The organism is Halobaculum sp. MBLA0143 (assembly GCF_041361465.1).
Taxonomy (GTDB): Archaea; Halobacteriota; Halobacteria; order Halobacteriales; family Haloferacaceae; genus JAHENP01.
In genome coordinates this window covers 2452501-2469977 of record NZ_JBGKAC010000001.1, presented here as the reverse complement: position 1 = coordinate 2469977, position 17477 = coordinate 2452501, and the positions used below count along the sequence as shown (strand labels likewise).

16 protein-coding genes and 1 pseudogene are annotated in these 17477 nt (G+C 68.6%); 7 read left to right on the top strand and 10 right to left on the bottom strand.

Going from position 1 to position 17477, the window contains the following annotated elements:
- Positions 1 to 2 precede the first annotated feature (2 nt).
- Entirely contained in the window at positions 3 to 1049 is a 1047-nt protein-coding gene (gene idsA3 / locus RYH79_RS12840) for a geranylfarnesyl diphosphate synthase (RefSeq protein ID WP_370899738.1), read from the top strand.
- Between the two features lie 69 nt (positions 1050 to 1118).
- Here idsA3 and RYH79_RS12835 read toward each other — a convergent pair whose 3' ends face one another.
- Positions 1119 to 1727 (bottom strand): HalX domain-containing protein, encoded by a 609-nt coding sequence (locus RYH79_RS12835; RefSeq protein ID WP_370899736.1) that lies wholly within the window; start codon positions 1725 to 1727, stop codon positions 1119 to 1121.
- A gap of 244 nt (positions 1728 to 1971) precedes the next feature.
- Here RYH79_RS12835 and RYH79_RS12830 point away from each other — a divergent pair, with 244 nt between their 5' ends.
- Both RYH79_RS12830 and RYH79_RS12825 read left to right on the top strand, forming a co-directional pair.
- The gene (locus RYH79_RS12830; RefSeq protein WP_370899734.1) at positions 1972 to 3444 is read left to right on the top strand and encodes a heme-binding protein; all 1473 of its coding nucleotides are present in this window, start codon (positions 1972 to 1974) and stop codon (positions 3442 to 3444) included.
- A 68-nt stretch (positions 3445 to 3512) separates the two neighbouring features.
- The gene (locus tag RYH79_RS12825) at positions 3513 to 5120 is read left to right on the top strand and encodes a sensor histidine kinase (RefSeq protein WP_370899732.1); all 1608 of its coding nucleotides are present in this window, start codon (positions 3513 to 3515) and stop codon (positions 5118 to 5120) included.
- 37 nt (positions 5121 to 5157) lie between these two features.
- Here RYH79_RS12825 and RYH79_RS12820 read toward each other — a convergent pair whose 3' ends face one another.
- The 7 genes from RYH79_RS12820 to RYH79_RS12790 all read right to left on the bottom strand — a co-directional run bounded on the left by RYH79_RS12820 (position 5158) and on the right by RYH79_RS12790 (position 14502).
- Positions 5158 to 6225, bottom strand: coding sequence for an aldo/keto reductase (locus RYH79_RS12820; RefSeq protein ID WP_370899730.1), 1068 nt, complete (start codon positions 6223 to 6225; stop codon positions 5158 to 5160).
- A gap of 725 nt (positions 6226 to 6950) precedes the next feature.
- Positions 6951 to 8771: an ATP-dependent DNA ligase gene (locus tag RYH79_RS12815; RefSeq protein WP_370900886.1), complete on the bottom strand. Its 1821-nt coding sequence runs from the start codon at positions 8769 to 8771 to the stop codon at positions 6951 to 6953.
- A gap of 80 nt (positions 8772 to 8851) precedes the next feature.
- Positions 8852 to 9352, bottom strand: a complete 501-nt coding sequence (locus tag RYH79_RS12810) for a hypothetical protein (RefSeq protein ID WP_370899728.1) — start codon at positions 9350 to 9352, stop codon at positions 8852 to 8854.
- Positions 9353 to 9400: 48 nt separating this feature from the next.
- Positions 9401 to 11284 carry an ABC transporter ATP-binding protein gene (locus tag RYH79_RS12805; RefSeq protein ID WP_370899726.1) on the bottom strand — a complete coding sequence of 628 codons (1884 nt, stop codon included), beginning with the start codon at positions 11282 to 11284 and terminating at the stop codon, positions 9401 to 9403.
- Between the two features lie 205 nt (positions 11285 to 11489).
- On the bottom strand, positions 11490 to 11786 hold the full coding sequence (locus tag RYH79_RS12800; protein WP_370899724.1) for a hypothetical protein: 297 nt from the start codon (positions 11784 to 11786) through the stop codon (positions 11490 to 11492).
- Between the two features lie 74 nt (positions 11787 to 11860).
- Positions 11861 to 12724 (bottom strand): 2-oxoacid:ferredoxin oxidoreductase subunit beta, encoded by an 864-nt coding sequence (locus RYH79_RS12795; RefSeq protein ID WP_370899722.1) that lies wholly within the window; start codon positions 12722 to 12724, stop codon positions 11861 to 11863.
- Complete coding sequence (locus RYH79_RS12790) at positions 12721 to 14502, bottom strand: 2-oxoacid:acceptor oxidoreductase subunit alpha (protein ID WP_370899720.1); 1782 nt, start codon at positions 14500 to 14502, stop codon at positions 12721 to 12723. Before RYH79_RS12790 ends, RYH79_RS12795 begins: the two co-directional genes overlap by 4 nt.
- Positions 14503 to 14763: 261 nt before the next feature.
- Here RYH79_RS12790 and RYH79_RS12785 point away from each other — a divergent pair, with 261 nt between their 5' ends.
- On the top strand, positions 14764 to 15399 hold the full coding sequence (locus RYH79_RS12785) for a DUF7437 domain-containing protein (protein WP_370899718.1): 636 nt from the start codon (positions 14764 to 14766) through the stop codon (positions 15397 to 15399).
- 14 nt (positions 15400 to 15413) lie between these two features.
- Here the strand turns inward: RYH79_RS12785 and RYH79_RS12780 are convergent.
- Positions 15414 to 15712 (bottom strand): annotated as a pseudogene (locus RYH79_RS12780) (hypothetical protein).
- A 91-nt stretch (positions 15713 to 15803) separates the two neighbouring features.
- Between RYH79_RS12780 and RYH79_RS12775 the strand changes: the two are divergent.
- Positions 15804 to 16007, top strand: coding sequence for a type II toxin-antitoxin system HicB family antitoxin (locus RYH79_RS12775; protein ID WP_370899716.1), 204 nt, complete (start codon positions 15804 to 15806; stop codon positions 16005 to 16007).
- A gap of 2 nt (positions 16008 to 16009) precedes the next feature.
- Positions 16010 to 16255: a type II toxin-antitoxin system HicA family toxin gene (locus tag RYH79_RS12770; RefSeq protein ID WP_370900884.1), complete on the top strand. Its 246-nt coding sequence runs from the start codon at positions 16010 to 16012 to the stop codon at positions 16253 to 16255.
- A 46-nt stretch (positions 16256 to 16301) separates the two neighbouring features.
- Here RYH79_RS12770 and RYH79_RS12765 read toward each other — a convergent pair whose 3' ends face one another.
- Positions 16302 to 16655: a DUF192 domain-containing protein gene (locus RYH79_RS12765; RefSeq protein ID WP_370899714.1), complete on the bottom strand. Its 354-nt coding sequence runs from the start codon at positions 16653 to 16655 to the stop codon at positions 16302 to 16304.
- 84 nt (positions 16656 to 16739) lie between these two features.
- Between RYH79_RS12765 and RYH79_RS12760 the strand changes: the two genes are divergently transcribed.
- The gene (locus RYH79_RS12760) at positions 16740 to 17477 is read left to right on the top strand and encodes an NRDE family protein (protein WP_370899712.1); all 738 of its coding nucleotides are present in this window, start codon (positions 16740 to 16742) and stop codon (positions 17475 to 17477) included.

Genomic DNA, 17477 nt, shown 5'->3' with positions numbered 1-17477 from the left:
CGATGAGCCAGGACGCGATGGAGAAGCGGGTGCTCGACGCGGTCCGGCAGCGGCGCCAACTCGTCAACGAGGCCGTCGACGAGGACCTCCCGATGGCGGAGCCGGACCGGCTCTACGAGGCGACTCGATACATCATCGAGGCGGGCGGCAAACGGCTCAGGCCGACGATCGCCCTGCTCGTCGCCGAGTCGCTCGCGGATCTGGAGCCGTTCAGCGTCGACTACCGGTCGTTCCCGTCGTTGGACGACTGGGAGTTCGACCTCCTGCGGGCGGCCGTCAGCGTCGAGGTAATCCAGTCGTTCACGCTGATCCACGACGACATCATGGATCAGGACGACCTCCGTCGCGGCGTCCCGGCGGTCCACGTGGAGTACGACACGGAGACCGCGATCCTGGCGGGCGACACCCTCTACTCGAAGGCGTTCGAGATGATCTCGGACACGGGGGCGAACCCGGCGAACGAGGTAGACGCGATGCACCTCCTGGCGTCGACGTGTACCCGGATCTGTGAGGGCCAGTCGTTGGACGTGGCCTACGAGAACCGGACGGACGTCGGCCCGGAGGAGTATCTGGAGATGGTACGACTGAAGACGGCGGTGTTGTTCGGCGCCAGCGCGGCGATCCCCGCGAACCTGATGGGCGCCGACGACGAGGTCGTCGAGGGGCTCCACCAGTACGGCACGGACGTGGGGCGTGCGTTCCAGATCCAGGACGACCTGTTGGACCTCACCACCCCCTCCGAACAGCTCGGCAAACAACGCGGCTCCGACCTCGTCGAGGGGAAAGAGACGATGGTGACGCTCCACGCGCGTCAACAGGGCGTCGACGTGGACAACCTCGTGGACGCGGACACGCCCGAGGAGGTGACGGAGACCGCCATCGAGGAGGCCGTCGGCGTGTTGGAGGAGGTCGGCAGCATCGAGTTCGCTCGCTCGCGCGCCCAGGAGCTGGCAGAACAGGGCCGGTCGGGGCTGGAGGTGCTCCCGGACAACGAGCCGCGGGCGTTGTTGGACGACCTGGCGGAGTACCTGATCGCGCGCAACTACTGAGCGGGCGGCCCTCGAACGAACTCTCTCGAACGCGCAGCCACCGAGCGGCGCGAGAGTGAGTGTGGTCGGCTACAGACCGAAGTCCAAGTCGTCGCCGTCTCCGTCGTCGTCCGTGTCGAACTGTCGGAACGCCTGTTCGAACTCGTCGTGTTCGGAGAACTCCTCCATCTGTTCGTCCAACTCCGCCTGGAGCTCGTCGTAGCGGGCCTGGAGCTCGGTGTACTCCTCGGACTCCTCTAGGGCGGCTTGGCCCTTCTCGGACTCTAAGACGGCCTTCTTCGAGGCGACGGCGTACAGCTCCTGGACACCGGTGTCGTACTCCGACCGACGCAGCAACGAGTCGACCGTGTCCATCAGGTTCTCTCGCGTGACCGGCTTGACGAGGTAGTCGTCGAACCCCATCTCGACGATGTCGAAGTCCGGTTCCACCGCAGTCACCATCCCCACCCGGGCGTCGATCCCGCGGTCGCGGACGGCGACCAACACCTCGTCGCCCGAGAGGCCGGGCATCCGTCGGTCGAGCAGGACCACGTCGATGTCCTCGCTCAGCTGCTCGATGGCCTCGTGGCCGCCGTAGGCGGTCTGTACGTCGTACTCGCCGCCGAGCCACGCCGCGTACAGATCCGCCAGGTCGGCCTCGTCCTCGACGACCAGCACAGACGGGGGGTCTTCACTCATAGTCCAACAACTCCGTGTTCCGTGTGTGTATCGTGTTCGTGGCTACATCAAAATACCCTTCGACCGACAGCGTTCTCCCGGTGACGGCCCCCCAAGCCCGAGCACCCACTCCTTGCATCGTTCGGAACCTACACTGCCTGTCAGATACCGCTTTCGGTTCCAACGACAGCCGAGGGGAACTTACCGTGGACACGGCAGCGACGGAAGGGAAAGGGGAAAGAGGTTCACCACCCAACGGGCACGTATGGTCGAGGCGCCACCGACGGAGGAGGGCTGGTTCGCCCTCCACGACTTCCGCACCGTGGACTGGGACGCCTGGCGACGGGCACCCGAGCGCGAACGAGGACAGGCGGTCGAGGAGGGGGTCGCGTACCTCGAACGCCACGAACAGGTGACGGACGCGCCGGCGGGTGACTCCGGCGTGTTCAGCGTGCTCGGTGACGGGGCGGACCTGCTGATCGTCCACTTCCGGCCGACGCTGGACGCGCTGAACACCGCCGAGCGCCGGTTCGAGCAGACGGCGTTCGCCGAGTACACGGAGCGGGCCGACTCGTACGTCTCCGTCTCGGAGGTGTCCGGCTACGTCGACGACAGCTACTTCGACGACGACGCGGAGGTCGACGAGGGGCTGGCCCGGTACATCGAGTCGAAGATGGAGCCGGAGGTGCCAGACGACGGCTACGTCTCCTTCTACCCGATGAGCAAGCGCCGACAGCCGGAGCAGAACTGGTACCAGCTCCCGTTCGAGGAACGGGCCGAGCTGATGAGCGACCACGGCGACGTGGGTCGGGAGTACGCCGGGAAGATCCAACAGGTGATCGCCTCCTCCGTCGGCTTCGAGGAGCACGAGTGGGGGGTGACCCTGTTCGGCGACGACCCGACGGACATCAAAGACATCGTCTACGAGATGCGGTTCGACGAGGCGTCGGCCGTCTACGGCGAGTTCGACGAGTTCTACCTCGGACGACGGTTCCCGCCGCGTGACCTGCGGGCGTTCCTCGACGGCGAGCCCGTCCCGACGGCAGACGAGCAGGCGGACGCCGAAACGGACGAGACGGCGACCGAGGAGACCGGCGGCGGCCCGCCGCCGGGTGTCACCGGCGGCGACGGCGGCGGCGACGACACCGCAGACAGCGACGACATCCGCGAGGCGTTAGACGACCTGGACATCTACGCCGGCAAACCCCACGGCGAGGACGTGTTCGCTACGGTGTTGTACTCGGAGGCGGACACCCAGGAGCTGTTCGACGAGGTGGAGGGACTGCGCGGCAACTTCGAGCACTACGGCACCCACGTCAAGACGGCAGTGTACGCCGGCACGGAGACGGCGCGATCTGCGGTCGTGTCGATCTGGGACACCGCGAGCGCGGCCGAGACGGCCGCGGGGTTCCTCTCGGACCTGCCGGGGGTCGTCGCCCGCGCGGGCGAGGAGTCCGGCTTCGGCACGATGGGGATGTTCTACACGGTGAAGCCGGAGCACCGTGGCGACTTCGTCGACCGGTTCGACACGGTCGGCGACCGGCTCGCCGAGATGGACGGTCACTTCGAGACGGACCTGCTGGTCAACCACGAAGACGAGAACGACATGTTCATCGCCAGCCAGTGGCGCGCCCGCGAGGACGCGATGAACTTCTTCCGGTCTGACGACTTCCGAGACACGGTCGACTGGGGCCGCGAGATCCTCGCCGACCAACCCCGCCACGTCTTCTTGGCGTAACCGACCGGGGTGTAGGTTCCGGTGACGGTGTGCGAAGTTTTTAGCAGGGGGACTCACTACCACCGACAGTGACCTCCGGCAGTGCGGGCGCGGCGACGGCAGACCCCGACCGTCTCCAGTCGCTGTACGCCGCGACACGGGCGCTGATGGCGGCGCGAACCCGTGCGGGGCTGTGCGAGGCGGTCGTGGACACTGCCGAGAGTGTGTTGGATCTCCCACACGTCGGCGTCCACCTCGCGGAGGAGGGACGGCTCGTCCCCGTAGCGACGACGGACGCCGTCGAAGAACGGTTCGACGACCTCCCGGTGTACGGCCAGACGCACCCGTTGTGGGACGTGTACACGGACGAAGAGACGATCCGGGCACAAGAGGCGAGCGACTGGCGCCGGTCGGTCGAGACGGGGGTCGCCGTCCCCGTCGGCGGCCACGGCGTCCTCCAGGCCGGCACCCGGGAGGCGACGACCGTCGAGGAGGCGGGCGTCGAACTGGTCCGGTTGCTCGGGACGAACGCCGCGGTCGCCCTCGACCGGCTCCAACGAGAGCGTCGGCTCGACCGCCTCCACGAGGCGGCCCGCGAGCTGATGACGGCGACCGACACGGCGTCGGTGGCGGCGACTGCGACGGACACCGCCCACGAGGTGCTCGGGATGACGGTCAACGCCGTGTTCCTGCGCGCATCGGACGCCGAGCGGCTCGTCCCGGTCGGCGTCACCGCCGAGGCGCGGTCCGTCTTCGACGACTCCGTCCCGGACCTGGGTCCGGAGAGTCTCGCGTGGCAGGCGTACGCCGCCGGCGAGCCGACCCGCGGCGGTGACGGCGCCGAGCCGATCGCGACCACCCCCATCCGGAGTCAACTCGTCTTGCCGCTCGGCGACCACGGCGTGTTCGTCGCCGCGGCGACGGAGCAGAACGTGTTCGACGAGTCGGACCTGTCGCTGGCGCGCGTGTTCGCCGCCAACGTCGAGGCGGCGCTGGACGCTGCCGACCGCCAGGCGCGGCTCCGCCGGCGCGAGTCACAGCTCCAACGCCAGAACGAGCGGTTGGAGGAGTTCGCCTCCGTCGTCAGCCACGACCTCCGGAACCCGTTGAACGTCGCCACCGGCCAGGTGGAGCTCGCGGCCGCAGACGCCGCCACGGACTCCGTCGCCGACCGGCTGGACCAGGCGTTAGACGCCCACGAACAGATGGAGTCGCTGATCGAGGACCTGCTGTCGCTGGCGCGTCACGGCCGGTCGGTCGGCGAGACGGAACGGGTGGAGCTTGCAGGCGTCGCCCGCGCCGAGTGGCCCAGTACCACCGAAGAGGAGCTGACCGTTCGAGACGGCGTCGGGGCCGTCTCTGCGGATCCGTCCCGACTGCGTGAACTGCTCGGTAATCTCCTGCGCAACGCCGTCGATCACGGCGGCAGCCGGGTCGTCGTCGGGCCGCTGTCGGAGCCGGGGTTCTACGTCGCCGACGACGGCCCCGGCGTGGCGCCCGACGAGCGCGAGACCGTGTTCGAGCGGGGCTACACCACCGCAGAGGAGGGGACGGGCTACGGGCTCGCCATCGTCGCGGACGTGGCCGCCGCCCACGGCTGGCGGGTGACGGTCGGAGACAGCGAGTGGGGTGGGGCGCGCTTCGAGGTGTTGACGGACCCGGAGACGGCGTCACCCTCCCGCCTCGGCGGCGGGTGACGGAGCGGTTCGCCCCGTCGAAACGACGCGGTGGCGTTCAGTCCCCCGCGGCCTCGGCCGGCAGCACGCCCGCATCGCGCAGGTCCGCGCCGTCGACGGACGACCGGAACTGTTCCGCGCTCATCCCGTCGTCGCGCTCGATTCCGAAGTTGTCGGCGTACAGGCGTCCGACCCGTCGCATCTCCTCGTCCGTCAGGGCCGGCGTCTCCGGCGCTGCCGCCCACTCGTCGACGTCTGCACGTGCCCGGAACGTCGGCGTGACCGACGCCACTTCGTCGTGACCCAACAGCCACTGGATCGTCGCCTGCCCCATCGTCCGGGCGCCGTCGCGTTCCAGGAATCGGACCTCCTCCAGCTTCTCCCAGCCGGTCTCGAACCACTCGTTCGGACGGTGTGCGCGGTGGTCACCCTTGCCGAGCTCCGTCTCCGGGGTGACCTGTTCGTTGAGCAGCCCCGAGGAGTGCGGGACACGGGCGATCAGACTCGTGTCGGCGCCCTCCTCGCGGATAGTGTCGACGAAGTGCTGGCCCGGCGTCTGCTCGAACATGTTGAACACGGTCTGGACGACGTCGAAGTCCAGTTCCACCGCGCGGTCACCCTCGGCCAGCCAACCGATGGACGGTCCCAGTGCCCAGCCGAGCGCGTCGAAGTAGCCGTCCTCGCGCATGTCGTACAGCGTCTCCAACAGTTCGTCCGTCACCTCGTCGACGTTCGCGTTGTGGAGGTACAACACGTCGACGTACTCCATGTCCAACCGATCGAGACTCTTCTCGACGGCCTCGCGGATGTACTCCGGGTCCAGCTCCTTCGGGAGCTCACCGTGACCCGCCTGTGGGTTGTTGTAGAAGTCGTACCCCACCTTCGTGGCGACGGTCACCTCCTCGCGGTGCTCGCCCAGCGCCTCGCCGATCAGTTCCTCCGAGCGGCCGTGGCCGTACACGTCGCCCGTGTCGAAGAAGTTCACCCCCTGGTCTAGGGCGTACTGGACCATCTCGACGGCCTCCGTCTCCGAGCGGTCCCCCCACCAGTCCGTGCCGACGACCCACGCACCGAAGGCGACCTCGCTGGCCTCGACGCCGGAGTCTCCGAGTTCGCGGTGTTGCATAGCCGGCTGTTGGACGTGTGGCTACTTAGCCGGTCGGTTCTATGCTGATTACAATCTCCTTCCGTTTGGACGGTGTGTGCGAACAGGGTGGAAGCCCCACGAGTCGTCAGATTCTGTGTTTCTACGGTGTGTGCCAACAGGATGGAAGCCCCGCGCCCCTTCCGTTCCCACCCTGTGGACGGTTGCTACGGACGTTCGCTGGCCCGACTGTCGACCGACGAGCCGTGTCGGACAGTCGGGGCCCAGTACATCCCCACCCCTCCCCGCACGGCGGCCCGCGTGGGCCGCCGCACGCGTCCTGTAGACTGTCACCGGGCGTGCGCTCGAATCAACAGTCCCCTCGGGCGCGCGCAGCGCTCGCGGTTCTGCGAGCGCGAGCAGAGCGGGACCGGAGGTCCCGCTTGCAGTCGGGCGGCACAGCCGCCCGACGACACGCGCGAGGGTCTCGTGAGCGAAGCGAACGAGACTTCGTCGGAGCTTGCTCCGACGTAAGACGAGCGGAGTGAGTCGGTTGGGGAGGGTGTGGCCGCGGTGCCGTGCTGGGTGGGACTGGAAGGGGCGGCGCGGTCCGCGAAGCACGGCGCCGCAAGCACTGGAGCCGAGCGACTGGAAGGAGCGAGGCGAAGCGCGCAGCGAGCCGCGCGAGTGGACCCCGCCGGGGCTTCCAGCCTGTTCGTAGTCCCACGCCCGAACGAGTCACCGAATGAACCTCATCCGACACAGATCTACTGCGACTCGTACAACTCCGAGACCCGAGAGACAGAATCAGCGTCAGTCGGCCCGAGGTCCTCTCGCACCCCCAGGAACCGCGGGAACCGCAGCGCGAACCCGGAGTCGTACTCGGAGCTGGACTGTAACTCCTCGTACTCCACCTCCAACACGATCTCCGGCCGGAGGTCGACATCGCGGCCGTCCCGCGCCACGACCAACTCCTCTAGTCGCTCGGTGAGCGCGGCCAGTTCCTCGTCCGTGTAGCCGGTCGACAGCCGGCCGACCTCGCGGAAGGCGTCGGCGTCGGGGTCGTACGCCGCCAGGTACAGCCGCCCCAGCAGCTCGGAGCGGCGGCCCTCGCTGTAGTGGGCGCGGGTGACGACCAGATCCAGCGGCTCCATCACGGGTTTGTGTTTGAGCATCTGGCCGACACGCCGGCCGGGCTGGTACGTCGCGGCGCGGTTCTTGAGGACGACCCCCTCGTGGCCGTCGTCGACGGCCCCGCGGTAGAAGCCGCGGGCGTCGGCGACGGAGTCGGGGACGGTGGACCCGGCCCGACAGACGGTGTCGTCGAACGCGACAGTCTCGCCGAGCACGCCCAGACGGTCGGACAGCGACGACTCGAACAGACTCTCGCCGTCGTGGTAGAGACAGTCGAACAGGTGGAAACGGGCGGGCACGGACTCGGCGAGACCGGCGACGTTCTCCTCCTGGCGAATCCGTCGGGAGAACTCCTGGAACGCGACGGGCTCGCCCGTCTCGCCGTCGTAGCCGACGAGCTCGCCGTCCAGCAGCGCCGTCTCGGCGGTCACGCGCTCGCGGAGGGTGTCGACCACCTCGGGGAACTGCTCGGTCACCTCGACGAGCCGTCGGGTGAACAGCCGGACCGTCTCCCCGTCGACGTGCGCCTGCGCCCGGATACCGTCGTACTTCACCTCGGCGAGGACACGCCCGCGCCAGTCCGGTTCGTCCGTCGCGTCCGCTGTCTCCGTCTCGCCCGCCGGGCCCCCCAGGTCCGCCGGGTCCCGTCCGTCGTCACCCTCGACGCCGTCTTCCGCTCCGACGCGCGCGACGCTCGACAGCCCGGACGCCAGACCCTCTGCTTTGCGTGCCAGCATCGACTCCACCGGTCGGCCCAACTCCACGTCGAGCTCCGCCAGGCCGTCGGCGCCGTCCGCGCGGGCGGTCTCGGCGACGACCCGGTAGTCGTTCGTCACCTGGAAGGCGCGCTCGACGGCGGCGACGGCCGGAGCGGTCGCGGAGGGGGTGCCCGGCGCGGGCTCGCCCGGCACGTCGAGGAACGCCTCCGCGATCGCGTCCCGGACGGTGCCGTCGCCGACGCCGACGCGCATGTAGCCGAGCACGGTCCGAACGAGGTACCGCGCCGCCGCGGCGTCGGCGTTCGACACGAGTCCGGCCACGGTCTCCACCTTGCGGTCGTGGGAGCCGTCTCCCTCGTAGCCGGCCAGTTCTCGTAGCGTCTCGTGGACGCCGGCGACGGTCAGCGACTCCGCGAACAACGTGGTCTGACGGCTGTTGGCGACGGCCCACTCCGCGGCGGCCCCCAGGTCACCTCGGTCGCGCCAGGCGTCCTCAAGCGCGTCCGGGTCGACACCGGTCGCGCGGACGACCGCCGCCTGCGTCAGCGACGACGAGACGCCCAGCTCCAGGCTCTCCCACCGCGGCGCGACCTTCCCCCGCACCATCGTCACGACCAGGGGGAGGTGGTCGTCGTCGGCCGTCTGGAACAGCTCCGCGAGCGTGGCGACGAGCCGCTCGTCGGCGTCCGTCTCCTCTAACTGCCGGCAGTAGTCCGCGAGCGCTGCGTACTCCATCGTCACACGGTACGCCGGCCGGTCACTTACCACCACCGTGACCGACCGAGCGGCGCGCCGCCCCGGCCGCGACCCGCCGATCAGGTCTCCACGACGAGCTCGACCTCGTCGGGTAGCTCCTCTATCCCGGGTCTGACGGTCCAGACGGCGGTGTAGACGAGCTCGTCGGCGGTGGTGAGCTCGCCCTCCAGGCTCTCCACCGGGGTGACGCTCGTGGTGAATCGGATCGCGCCGTTCTCCCAGCCGACCGCCTGGCCGGTGCCGAATCGCAGCGGCTCCGTCGGTGTCGACCGGAGCTCCGTGAGAACGTGGAACTGCTCTGCGTCTCGTCGACCGTCGAGCCGTTCGGCCAGGCTGTCGGGTGCCGCCGAGCCGACGGCGTCGCCCGCAGCGTCCGGCACGGCGGCGGCGTACTCCGACCTGACGCCGCCGGGCTCCAACCCGTCGGTGAGGTAACGTTCGTCTGCGGGGTGGAGTCGTCCGACACCGGTGTGGATTCCCAACTCCGGGCGCGACCCACCCAGACAACCAGTCAGCCCCACGAGCGCCGCGGCGCCCGCGAGGACCCGTCTCCGTTGCACGACCGGCCGGTGACGGCGGAGCGACAAGTAGCTTCCTCCTCGAGTCGATCAGTCGTCGGCCGGCTGTCCGTCGAGGAACCGTTCCGGAAGCGCCTCCAGTTCCCCCACTTGGACGCGCCAGAGGTCGGCGTACAGCCCGTCACGGGCCAACAGTTCCTCGTGGCTGCCGACCGCCTGCACCTCGCCGTCGTCCAACACGACGATCCGGTCGGCGTCCCGGACCGTCGACAGCCGGTGTGCGACGACGAACGTCGTACGGTCCGCGACCATCTCCGAGACGTTCCGTTGGACGACCAACTCCGTCTCGTTGTCGACGTGACTCGTCGCCTCGTCCAACACGAGCAAAGACGGGTCCTCGAGGATCGCTCGGGCGATGGCGAGGCGTTGCCGCTGTCCTCCCGACAGCTTCACGCCCCGTTCACCCACGACCGTCTCCACGCCGTCGTCCATCTCGGCGACGAACTCCCAGGCTCCGGCCTGCCGGAGCGCGTCTTCCAACTCCGCGTCGGCCACGTCCGTCTGCCCGTACGCGACGTTCTCGCGGACGGTGCCCCCGAACAGGAACGGCTCCTGGCTGACGTACCCCAGGTGGCTGCGGAGACTCGACAGCTTCAGGTCCCGTACGTCGTGACCGTCCAGCCGCACCGCCCCCTGGTCGGGGTCGTACAGCCGCATCAACAGCTTCGTCAGCGTCGTCTTGCCGGCGCCGGTCGGTCCGACGAGGCCGATCGTCTCACCCGGTTCCACGTCCAAGTCCACGTCCGACACCGTCGGCTCGCCGCCGTCTTCGTACGAGAACGTCACGTCGTCGTAGGAGACGGCGCCGTCGACACGCTCCAGTTCGACTCCGTCGTCACGGTTCGGGATCTGGTCCGGCTCTCGCAGGAGTCCGACGATCCGTTCCGTCGCGGCGTAGGCGTACTGGTAGTTGTTCAACACCTGACCGAACTGCTGCATCGGGTACATCAGCCGCCGGGCGTACGCCAGGAACGTGACGAGCGTCCCGGCGGTCAGCCCCAGTGCCAACGGCCCGCCGAACAGGTAGGCGTAACCCCCGAGCGCGAACGTCGTGCCGTAGCCGAGCGCCGTCACCGCCGTCAGCGTCGGGAAGAACTTGATCCGGGTGCGGATCGCCCCCCAGTTTGCCGACCGGTAGTCGTCGGAGGCGGCCTCCACCCGCTCCGTCTCGAACGACTCCCGCCCGAACGCCTTGATGACGGTGATCCCGCCGATGTTGTTCTCCAGGCGGGCGTTCAGCCGCCCGACGGACGACCGAACGTCGCCGTACTGTGGCTCGATCTGTTGTTGGAAACGGTACGAGACGTACCCCAGCATCGGTACCATCGCCAGCGTGACGAGCGCCAGCCGCCAGTTGAGCCACAGCGTGATCGCCGCGATGGTGAGCGAGCTCACGACGATCCGGACCCCGCCCTGGAGGTCCTGCGAGAGGAACGACTCCAGTTGGTTCACGTCGTTGTTCAACACGGACATCACCTCGCCGGTCTTGTGGTCGTCGAAGAACCCGAGCCGTTGGGCCTGCATCGTGTCGTACGTGTCCGTTCGCACCTCGTGTTGGACATCCTGGGCGACGCGGTTGAGCGTCCACCCGCGGACGTACGCCGCCAGCGCCGCCAGTCCGAACGAGGCGGTGACGACGCCGATCACGAGCGCGAACTGCCCGCGGAGTGTCCCCGGCAGCCAGGCGCTCGGCACGAGCGGCAGCGAGAACGGTCGGCTCTCGACGAAGAACGAGTCCAGTGCGATCCCGAGCACGAACGCCGGCACGGAGAACAACGCCGCACTCAACACCGTCGTCAGCCCGCCGACCGCGAGTTCCGGGAGGTGGTCGCGGCCGTACTCCCGGACGAGGTACAGCATCGGCCGGTCGGCGTGGTCGCGGAGTCCGTCGAGGGACCCCTCTTCGTTCGACATAAGGTTACAAGCGGGTGCGGCCACTTCACCCTTTGTGCCGTGCGGAACCGCCCCGTGGACGCACCACCGAGGTGGGTCCGAGGCCCTCCGTTAGCACCGAGCCAGCGCCCCCGGCGGGACCGTCGCCGTTGCCAGGTCAGTGCTCCCGGCGGGACCGTCGCCGTTCCAGGTCAGTGCTCCCCGCGGTACCGTCGCCGTTGCCAGGTCAGTGCTCCCCACGGTACCGCAGACTCCGTCGGTTCAGCACCGCGACCCGTTCCGGGTCCTCCAGCAGCGACTCGGCGATCCGAATCGCCTCGCGCAGTTGGTCGGCCGTCAGCGAACGCACGGCCGGCCGACCGTCCACGTGGTCGTACCACGCGTCCTCGAACAACGTGTCCAGGACGATCCGTTGGAAACAGTGGTCTTCCGTGACGGGCCAGTCGTCGTCCGCGGCCGCGGGGAGCCGCCGCTCCGTGAGTTCGCGGTACTCCTCGCGCAACGGCCCGGTGTCCTCCAACACGGACGACCCGAGCGCCGCGAGACGGGTGTGGGTTGCGGTCGCGTGGCCGAACGACCGCCCACTCCGCGACCGTCTCAGTAGAACTCGCGGACCAGGTCCGTCGCTCCGTCCGGAGCGCCGTCTGGAATCTCCGCCATGTTCTCGTCGACGCCGTGCGCCTCGTGGTACGGCACGCTGTCTTCGTCCTCCCAGATCACGCCCATGTACTCCTTGTCGGCGTCGAGCACCTTCTCCTTCGCGGCCTCGCGGTCGGTCGGGTCGTGGCCCGCCTCCTTCAGGTCCACCAACGAGTCGCGGAAGTAGTCGTAGGTGTCGACGTCGTTGAACGTCACACACGGCGAGAACACGTTGACGAAGCCGAACCCGTCGTGTTCGATGGCCTTCTGGACGATCTCCTGGTGGCGGAGGGCGTCCGAGGAGAACGACTGCGCGATGAACGTCGCGCCGCTGGCCAGCGCCAGCGCGAGCGGGTTGACCGGCGGTTGCTTCGGGCCGTCGGGTGTCGTCGCCGTCTCGAAGTCCTCGCGGCTGGTCGGAGACGCCTGGCCCTTCGTCAGCCCGTAGATCCGGTTGTCCATCACGATGTAGCTCATGTCCACGTTGCGGCGGACGGTGTGGACGAAGTGGCCGGCACCGATGGAGTAGCCGTCGCCGTCACCGCCGGCGACCATCACCTCCAGGTCCGGGTTGGCGAGCTTCACGCCCGTGCCCACGGGGAGCGCCCGGCCGTGGACGCCGTGGAGCGCGTAGCTGTGCATGTACGTCCCGATCTTGCCGGAACAACCGATGCCGGCGACGACGAAGGTGTTGTCCGGGTCGTTGCCCGTCTCCGCCAGCGCCTTCATCATGCCGTTCATCGTCCCGAAGTCGCCGCAGCCGGGACACCAGGTCGGTTGCTTGTCGGATTTGAAGTCTGTGAATCGAACGTCTGAGCTCATTCTGCCTCCACCTCCGGGGAGTCGCCGGCGGTCGGCGCCGGCTCCGCCATCGTCTGTTCGATCCGGTCGGCGAGTTCGTCCGCCTTGTACCGGACGCCGTTGTACTTGTTGATGCGCTTGACCCGTTCGAGCGTGTCGTGTTCCAGCACGTCCGCGAACTGGCCGGTGGCGTTACACTCGACGACGATCACGTCGTCTGCGGCCGCGAACTCCTCGGTGAGGTCCGGCCGTGGGAAGATGTACGGCACCGCGATCACGTGGACGGCCTCGTCCACCATCTCCAACGCCTCCACGAGCGCCCCCTCGTTCGAGCCCCAGGTGACGACCAGCGTGTCCGCCTCCGGATCGCCGAACTCCCGGTAGTCGAACGCCTCGCGCTCGCGTGCAGTCTCGACCTTCCGGTCGCGCTTGTCCACCTGTTTGACCCGCATGTCCGTCTCCTCCGTCCGACGCCCGAGTTCGTCGTGTTCCAACCCGGTCGTCATGTGTGCGCCGCCGGTCGTCCCGGGGAGCGCTCGGGGGCTGATCCCGTCGTCGGTCAGCTCGTGGGGCTTGAACTGGCCCTTCTCCGTCGCGTGCTCTGCGGCCCCCTCGGCGTCGACGACGTTGCCACGCTCGATCTCGACGTCGTCCATGTCGAACGCGTCCGGCTCGAACGTGCGTTCCGTCACCGCCAGCGACAGGTCCGCGACCAGGTACACCGGCACCTGGTACTTCTCGGCGAGGTTGAACGCCTCCACCGTCTTCCAGAAACACTCCGAGATGGTGGTGGGCGCGACGACGAACCGCGGCACCTCACCGTGGCCGCCGAACAAGGTCATGTTCAGGTCCCCCTGTTCCTGTTTCGTCGGCATCCCCGTCGACGGGCCCGAGCGCATCACGTCACAGATCACCAACGGCGTCTCCGAGGTGGCGACGAGTCCGAACGTCTCCGACATCAGGTCGATCCCCGGCCCGGAGGTGGCCGTCATCGACCGTGCGCCGGCACGGGCCGCACCCAAGGCGAGGTTGATGGCCGACAGCTCGTCTTCCGCCTGGACGACGTGACCGCCGAACTGCTCGATTCGACCCGTGAGGTACTCCATCACGTCCGTCGCCGGCGTGATCGGGTAGCCGGCGTAGAAGCGACAGCCGGCCGCGATGGCACCCATCCCGATCGCCTGGTCCCCGTTGAGCAGGACGTAGTCCTCGTCCGTCCCCTCTAGGTCGTAGTCGAACTCCGTGTCGGCGTACTCCTCACGGACGTACTCCCGTCCCTCTCGGGCGGCCTGTTGGTTGTTCTCGACGATCGCCTGTCCCTTGTCGCCGAACCGCTTCTTCAGCGCGGAGTCCAGGTTCTCGATCGGGAACTGTGTGGCCTCACACGCCGCCCCCAAGGCGACGACGTTCGCCATGATCGCCCCCCCGGCCTCCTCCGCCAACGCCTGGAGGGGCACGTCCAGTCCGATCATCCCGTCGGGGATCTCCACGTCGGCCATCGTCGTCCGCTCGCCGTCGTAGATGATGACGGAGCCGTCGTGGAGTTCGTCCAGGTTCTCCTCGATTGTCCGTGGTGTGAGCGCGATCAACACGTCGAGCCGGTCGACGACCGACTTCACCTCGTCGGTGCTCGTCCGCACCTTGTAGGCGGTGTAGCCGCCTCGGATCCTGGACGCGAAGTCCTTCGACGTGAAGACGTGCCGCCCCGCCCGGGAGAGCGCTTGTGCGAAGATCTTCCCGGTAGAGGCGATGCCATCGCCGGCCTCGCCGCCGATGGCCCAGTTGAAGTCCGCTGGCATGCTACCGAGACCTTCCCGTGGGGCGACGAAAAGCCTTCTGAACGGGGACCCGCCGACGACCGGCGTCGTGGCCGCTCCGGCGGGCGATTCTTCGGCAGCCGTCGACTCTGGGTTGGCACACACGCCGTGAACTGGACGGTCGTTCGGGGTCTAGCGCTGCGGGTGAGCGTGTGTAGGGTTGTGGCGACTGTGAGCGAGTAGGTGTCGGTGGGGTGGCGAGGGCTGCTCCGATTCGAGCGGTCCACCGTACACGGAACAGGAGTGAACAGTTTCGAGCTTCTACACACGAGACAGTGTGGCCCCGGAGACACGACGGACCACGCCGTCGCGGACATCGGCGCGTTCACGGCACTGTTAGAGAACCCGGCGCTGGCAGAGACGTACCTCGCCGTACGATCCGGCGAGGCGACGACGGCGCCGGAGATCCGGACGGCGACGGGGGTGTCGAAGAAGACGGCGTACAGCTACGTCGACCGACTCCGTCGCGCCGGGCTGTTCGCGGAGACGGACGACACGGCCGGCACGGCGACCGCGTACGAGGCCGAGCCGTTCCGGCTGACCGTCGAACTCGGCGGCGAGACGACGACGGTGACGCCGGAACTCGTCGAGATCGTGGCACGACGCGACGACGTGGACGCAATCGCGTCCACACTCGACAGACACGGGCTAGGGACGCTCACGGCGTTCGTAGAACTGGCGCGCGAGCACGCCGACGGCGCGGTGACGACCCGCGAGATTGCTGCGCGGCTCGATCTCTCGGTCGGCGTCGCGTACGATCTCCTGACAGTTACCTACGAGACACTGGAGTTGACCGGCACAGCAGACGGCAACGAAACGCTCGAACCGGCCGATCTGGAGTTCGAGGCCGGGAGTCTCCGTGACGAACTCTCGGAGTGAGTGGCGACCGCGGTTTACGAGCCTGCGACTTCGCCGACGAACCCCGGATCGAGTTGCCGCTTCGACACCCGGAAGTTGGCCGCCTCCTCGGCGCCGACGAGCGACGCGAGTTGATCGAGGTCGATCACGTCGTCGTAGTACGCCGCGGCGGTCTCTCGGGTGTGCGTATCGTCGTGTGCTGCGTTCTGGAGGTACTCGCGCAGCGCCGTGGCGAGCACGTCCGTCCGACGCCCGTGACTGCCGCGAGCGCGTCCGCCCGGTCGACGGACCGCTCCGGAGCACGGAACTGGACACGTCGTCTGTCGCTGCTCATCGTGTGCAATCCGTGAGCCAACTCACTTGGCGGTTCTGGTGGCGAAGCGGCGGGGCGGAGGTTTATCAATCAGAACGGCCAACTCGGGAGTATGAGCGAGCGGCGCGAGGTTCGGCTGATCGAGGAAGACGACGGTTGGTGGTCGGCAGTCGACGAGGCGACCGGCGTCGCCAGCCAGGGAGAGACGCGGGAGGCGGCGCTGGCGAACCTCGACGAGGCGTTGGAGGCGACTCGAGCGGCCCAGGCGGCTGACGGCGACGCGCCCGAGCCGGACGCGCCGTGGTTCGACGGCTGAACGTGCCGTCGCGTGACTTCTCCGGCCGGGAGATCGTCACCGTCCTCCGGAAGTCCGGCTACCGCCACGACCGCACCACCGGGGACCACGCGATTCTGAAGTACACACACCCGGAGACGCAGGAGACGCGAACTGTCACCGTGCCGCTCCACGACCGCGTCCGAATCGGGACGCTCCAGCAGATCGCAGAGCAGTGTGGCGCAGACGACTTCCACGCTTGGTGTGCGTGGATCGACGAACACCAATAGTCCGATACTGTCGGCAGACTCTCCACTGCCGTCCGCGCCCGACTAATCACTCCAGCCCTTCGACCCGAACCCGATCACCGACGGCGACGCCATCGGCGGCGCCGGCGGGCAGTTCGATCAGCGTGTCGGCCTCCTCGACGGCGAGCCCGCGCCAGGCGGCGAGCCGGCGACAGGCAGTCACCTCGCCGTCGACGAGCCAGACGGCGTCGATGTCGAACGGGACGAACACCATGTGGGTGTCCCGCTGGCCGACACCGCCGAACGGGAACACGAGCGCGTAGTCGTCGGGGATCGACCGCCGGAACATCAGCCCGCAGGCCTGCGCCAGGAACCCTTCGGCCACGTCCACCTCGCTGGCCAGCGTCGTCCCGGCGCCGTCTGGGTCGTGGACGACTCGCACACCGGGAGACGACGAGCCGACGACTTGTGCGTTCCGCTCTCCCCCACCGCGACGCCTAAGCCGTCCGGCGACGAAACTGACAGCGTGTGTACACTCACGCTGGCCTGGCGGGTGTTCGACGGGGCGCCGGTCGTCGCGGCCGCGAACCGCGACGAGGTCCGCGACCGGCCGTCCGAGCCGCCCGCGGAGATCCAGCCGGGCGTGTTCGCCCCGCGGGACGCGGAGGCGGGCGGCACCTGGATCGGCGCGACCGACGACGGGTTGTTCGTCGGGCTCACCAACCGCTGGGTCGACGGGCTGACGGCCGACCGCTCCCGCGGGCTGTTGGTCCGGGACTGCCTGGACGCCGACTCGGCGGAGGCAGCCGCTCGGGCCGTCGAGCGAGCCGTCCGGGAGACGGGCTACGACGGGTTCAACCTCCTCGTCGCGGACGAGACGGCGGCGATCCTGTTGGAGTGGGACGGCCACCTCTCCGTCCAGACGCTCGACCCTGGTGTCCATGTCCTGGGCAACGTCGGCTTGGACGGGGCGTTCTACGAGCCGCCAGAGCGGCCGGGAGCCGGCGCCGAGCGCGGGGAAGCGGTCTGGCGGCTGCGAGACCACCTCCGACCGGAGCCGGGCGAAGACGCCGCGGCGTGGCGCGACCGCGCCGCGACCGCGCTGGCGAACCACGAGTTCGGGGCGTGCGTCCACGCAGACGGCTACGGAACGGTGTCGGCGTCGCTCGTGACCGTCGGCGACGGCGTCACGTACGACTTCGCCGACGGCCCGCCGTGTGAGACGGCGTTCGAGCGGGTCGTTCCTGCCGACGACAGGATTTAA

Bases quoted from the DNA above. Each gene is read 5' to 3' on its own strand.
- RYH79_RS12805 (WP_370899726.1), bottom strand. From the start codon at position 11,284: ATGTCGAACGAAGAGGGGTCCCTCGACGGACTCCGCGACCACGCCGAC.
- idsA3 (WP_370899738.1), top strand. From the start codon at position 3: ATGAGCCAGGACGCGATGGAGAAGCGGGTGCTCGACGCGGTCCGGCAG.
- RYH79_RS12830 (WP_370899734.1), top strand. From the start codon at position 1,972: ATGGTCGAGGCGCCACCGACGGAGGAGGGCTGGTTCGCCCTCCACGAC.
- RYH79_RS12835 (WP_370899736.1), bottom strand. From the start codon at position 1,727: ATGAGTGAAGACCCCCCGTCTGTGCTGGTCGTCGAGGACGAGGCCGAC.
- RYH79_RS12815 (WP_370900886.1), bottom strand. From the start codon at position 8,771: ATGGAGTACGCAGCGCTCGCGGACTACTGCCGGCAGTTAGAGGAGACG.
- RYH79_RS12795 (WP_370899722.1), bottom strand. From the start codon at position 12,724: ATGAGCTCAGACGTTCGATTCACAGACTTCAAATCCGACAAGCAACCG.
- RYH79_RS12775 (WP_370899716.1), top strand. From the start codon at position 15,804: ATGAGCGAGCGGCGCGAGGTTCGGCTGATCGAGGAAGACGACGGTTGG.
- RYH79_RS12790 (WP_370899720.1), bottom strand. From the start codon at position 14,502: ATGCCAGCGGACTTCAACTGGGCCATCGGCGGCGAGGCCGGCGATGGC.
- RYH79_RS12820 (WP_370899730.1), bottom strand. From the start codon at position 6,225: ATGCAACACCGCGAACTCGGAGACTCCGGCGTCGAGGCCAGCGAGGTC.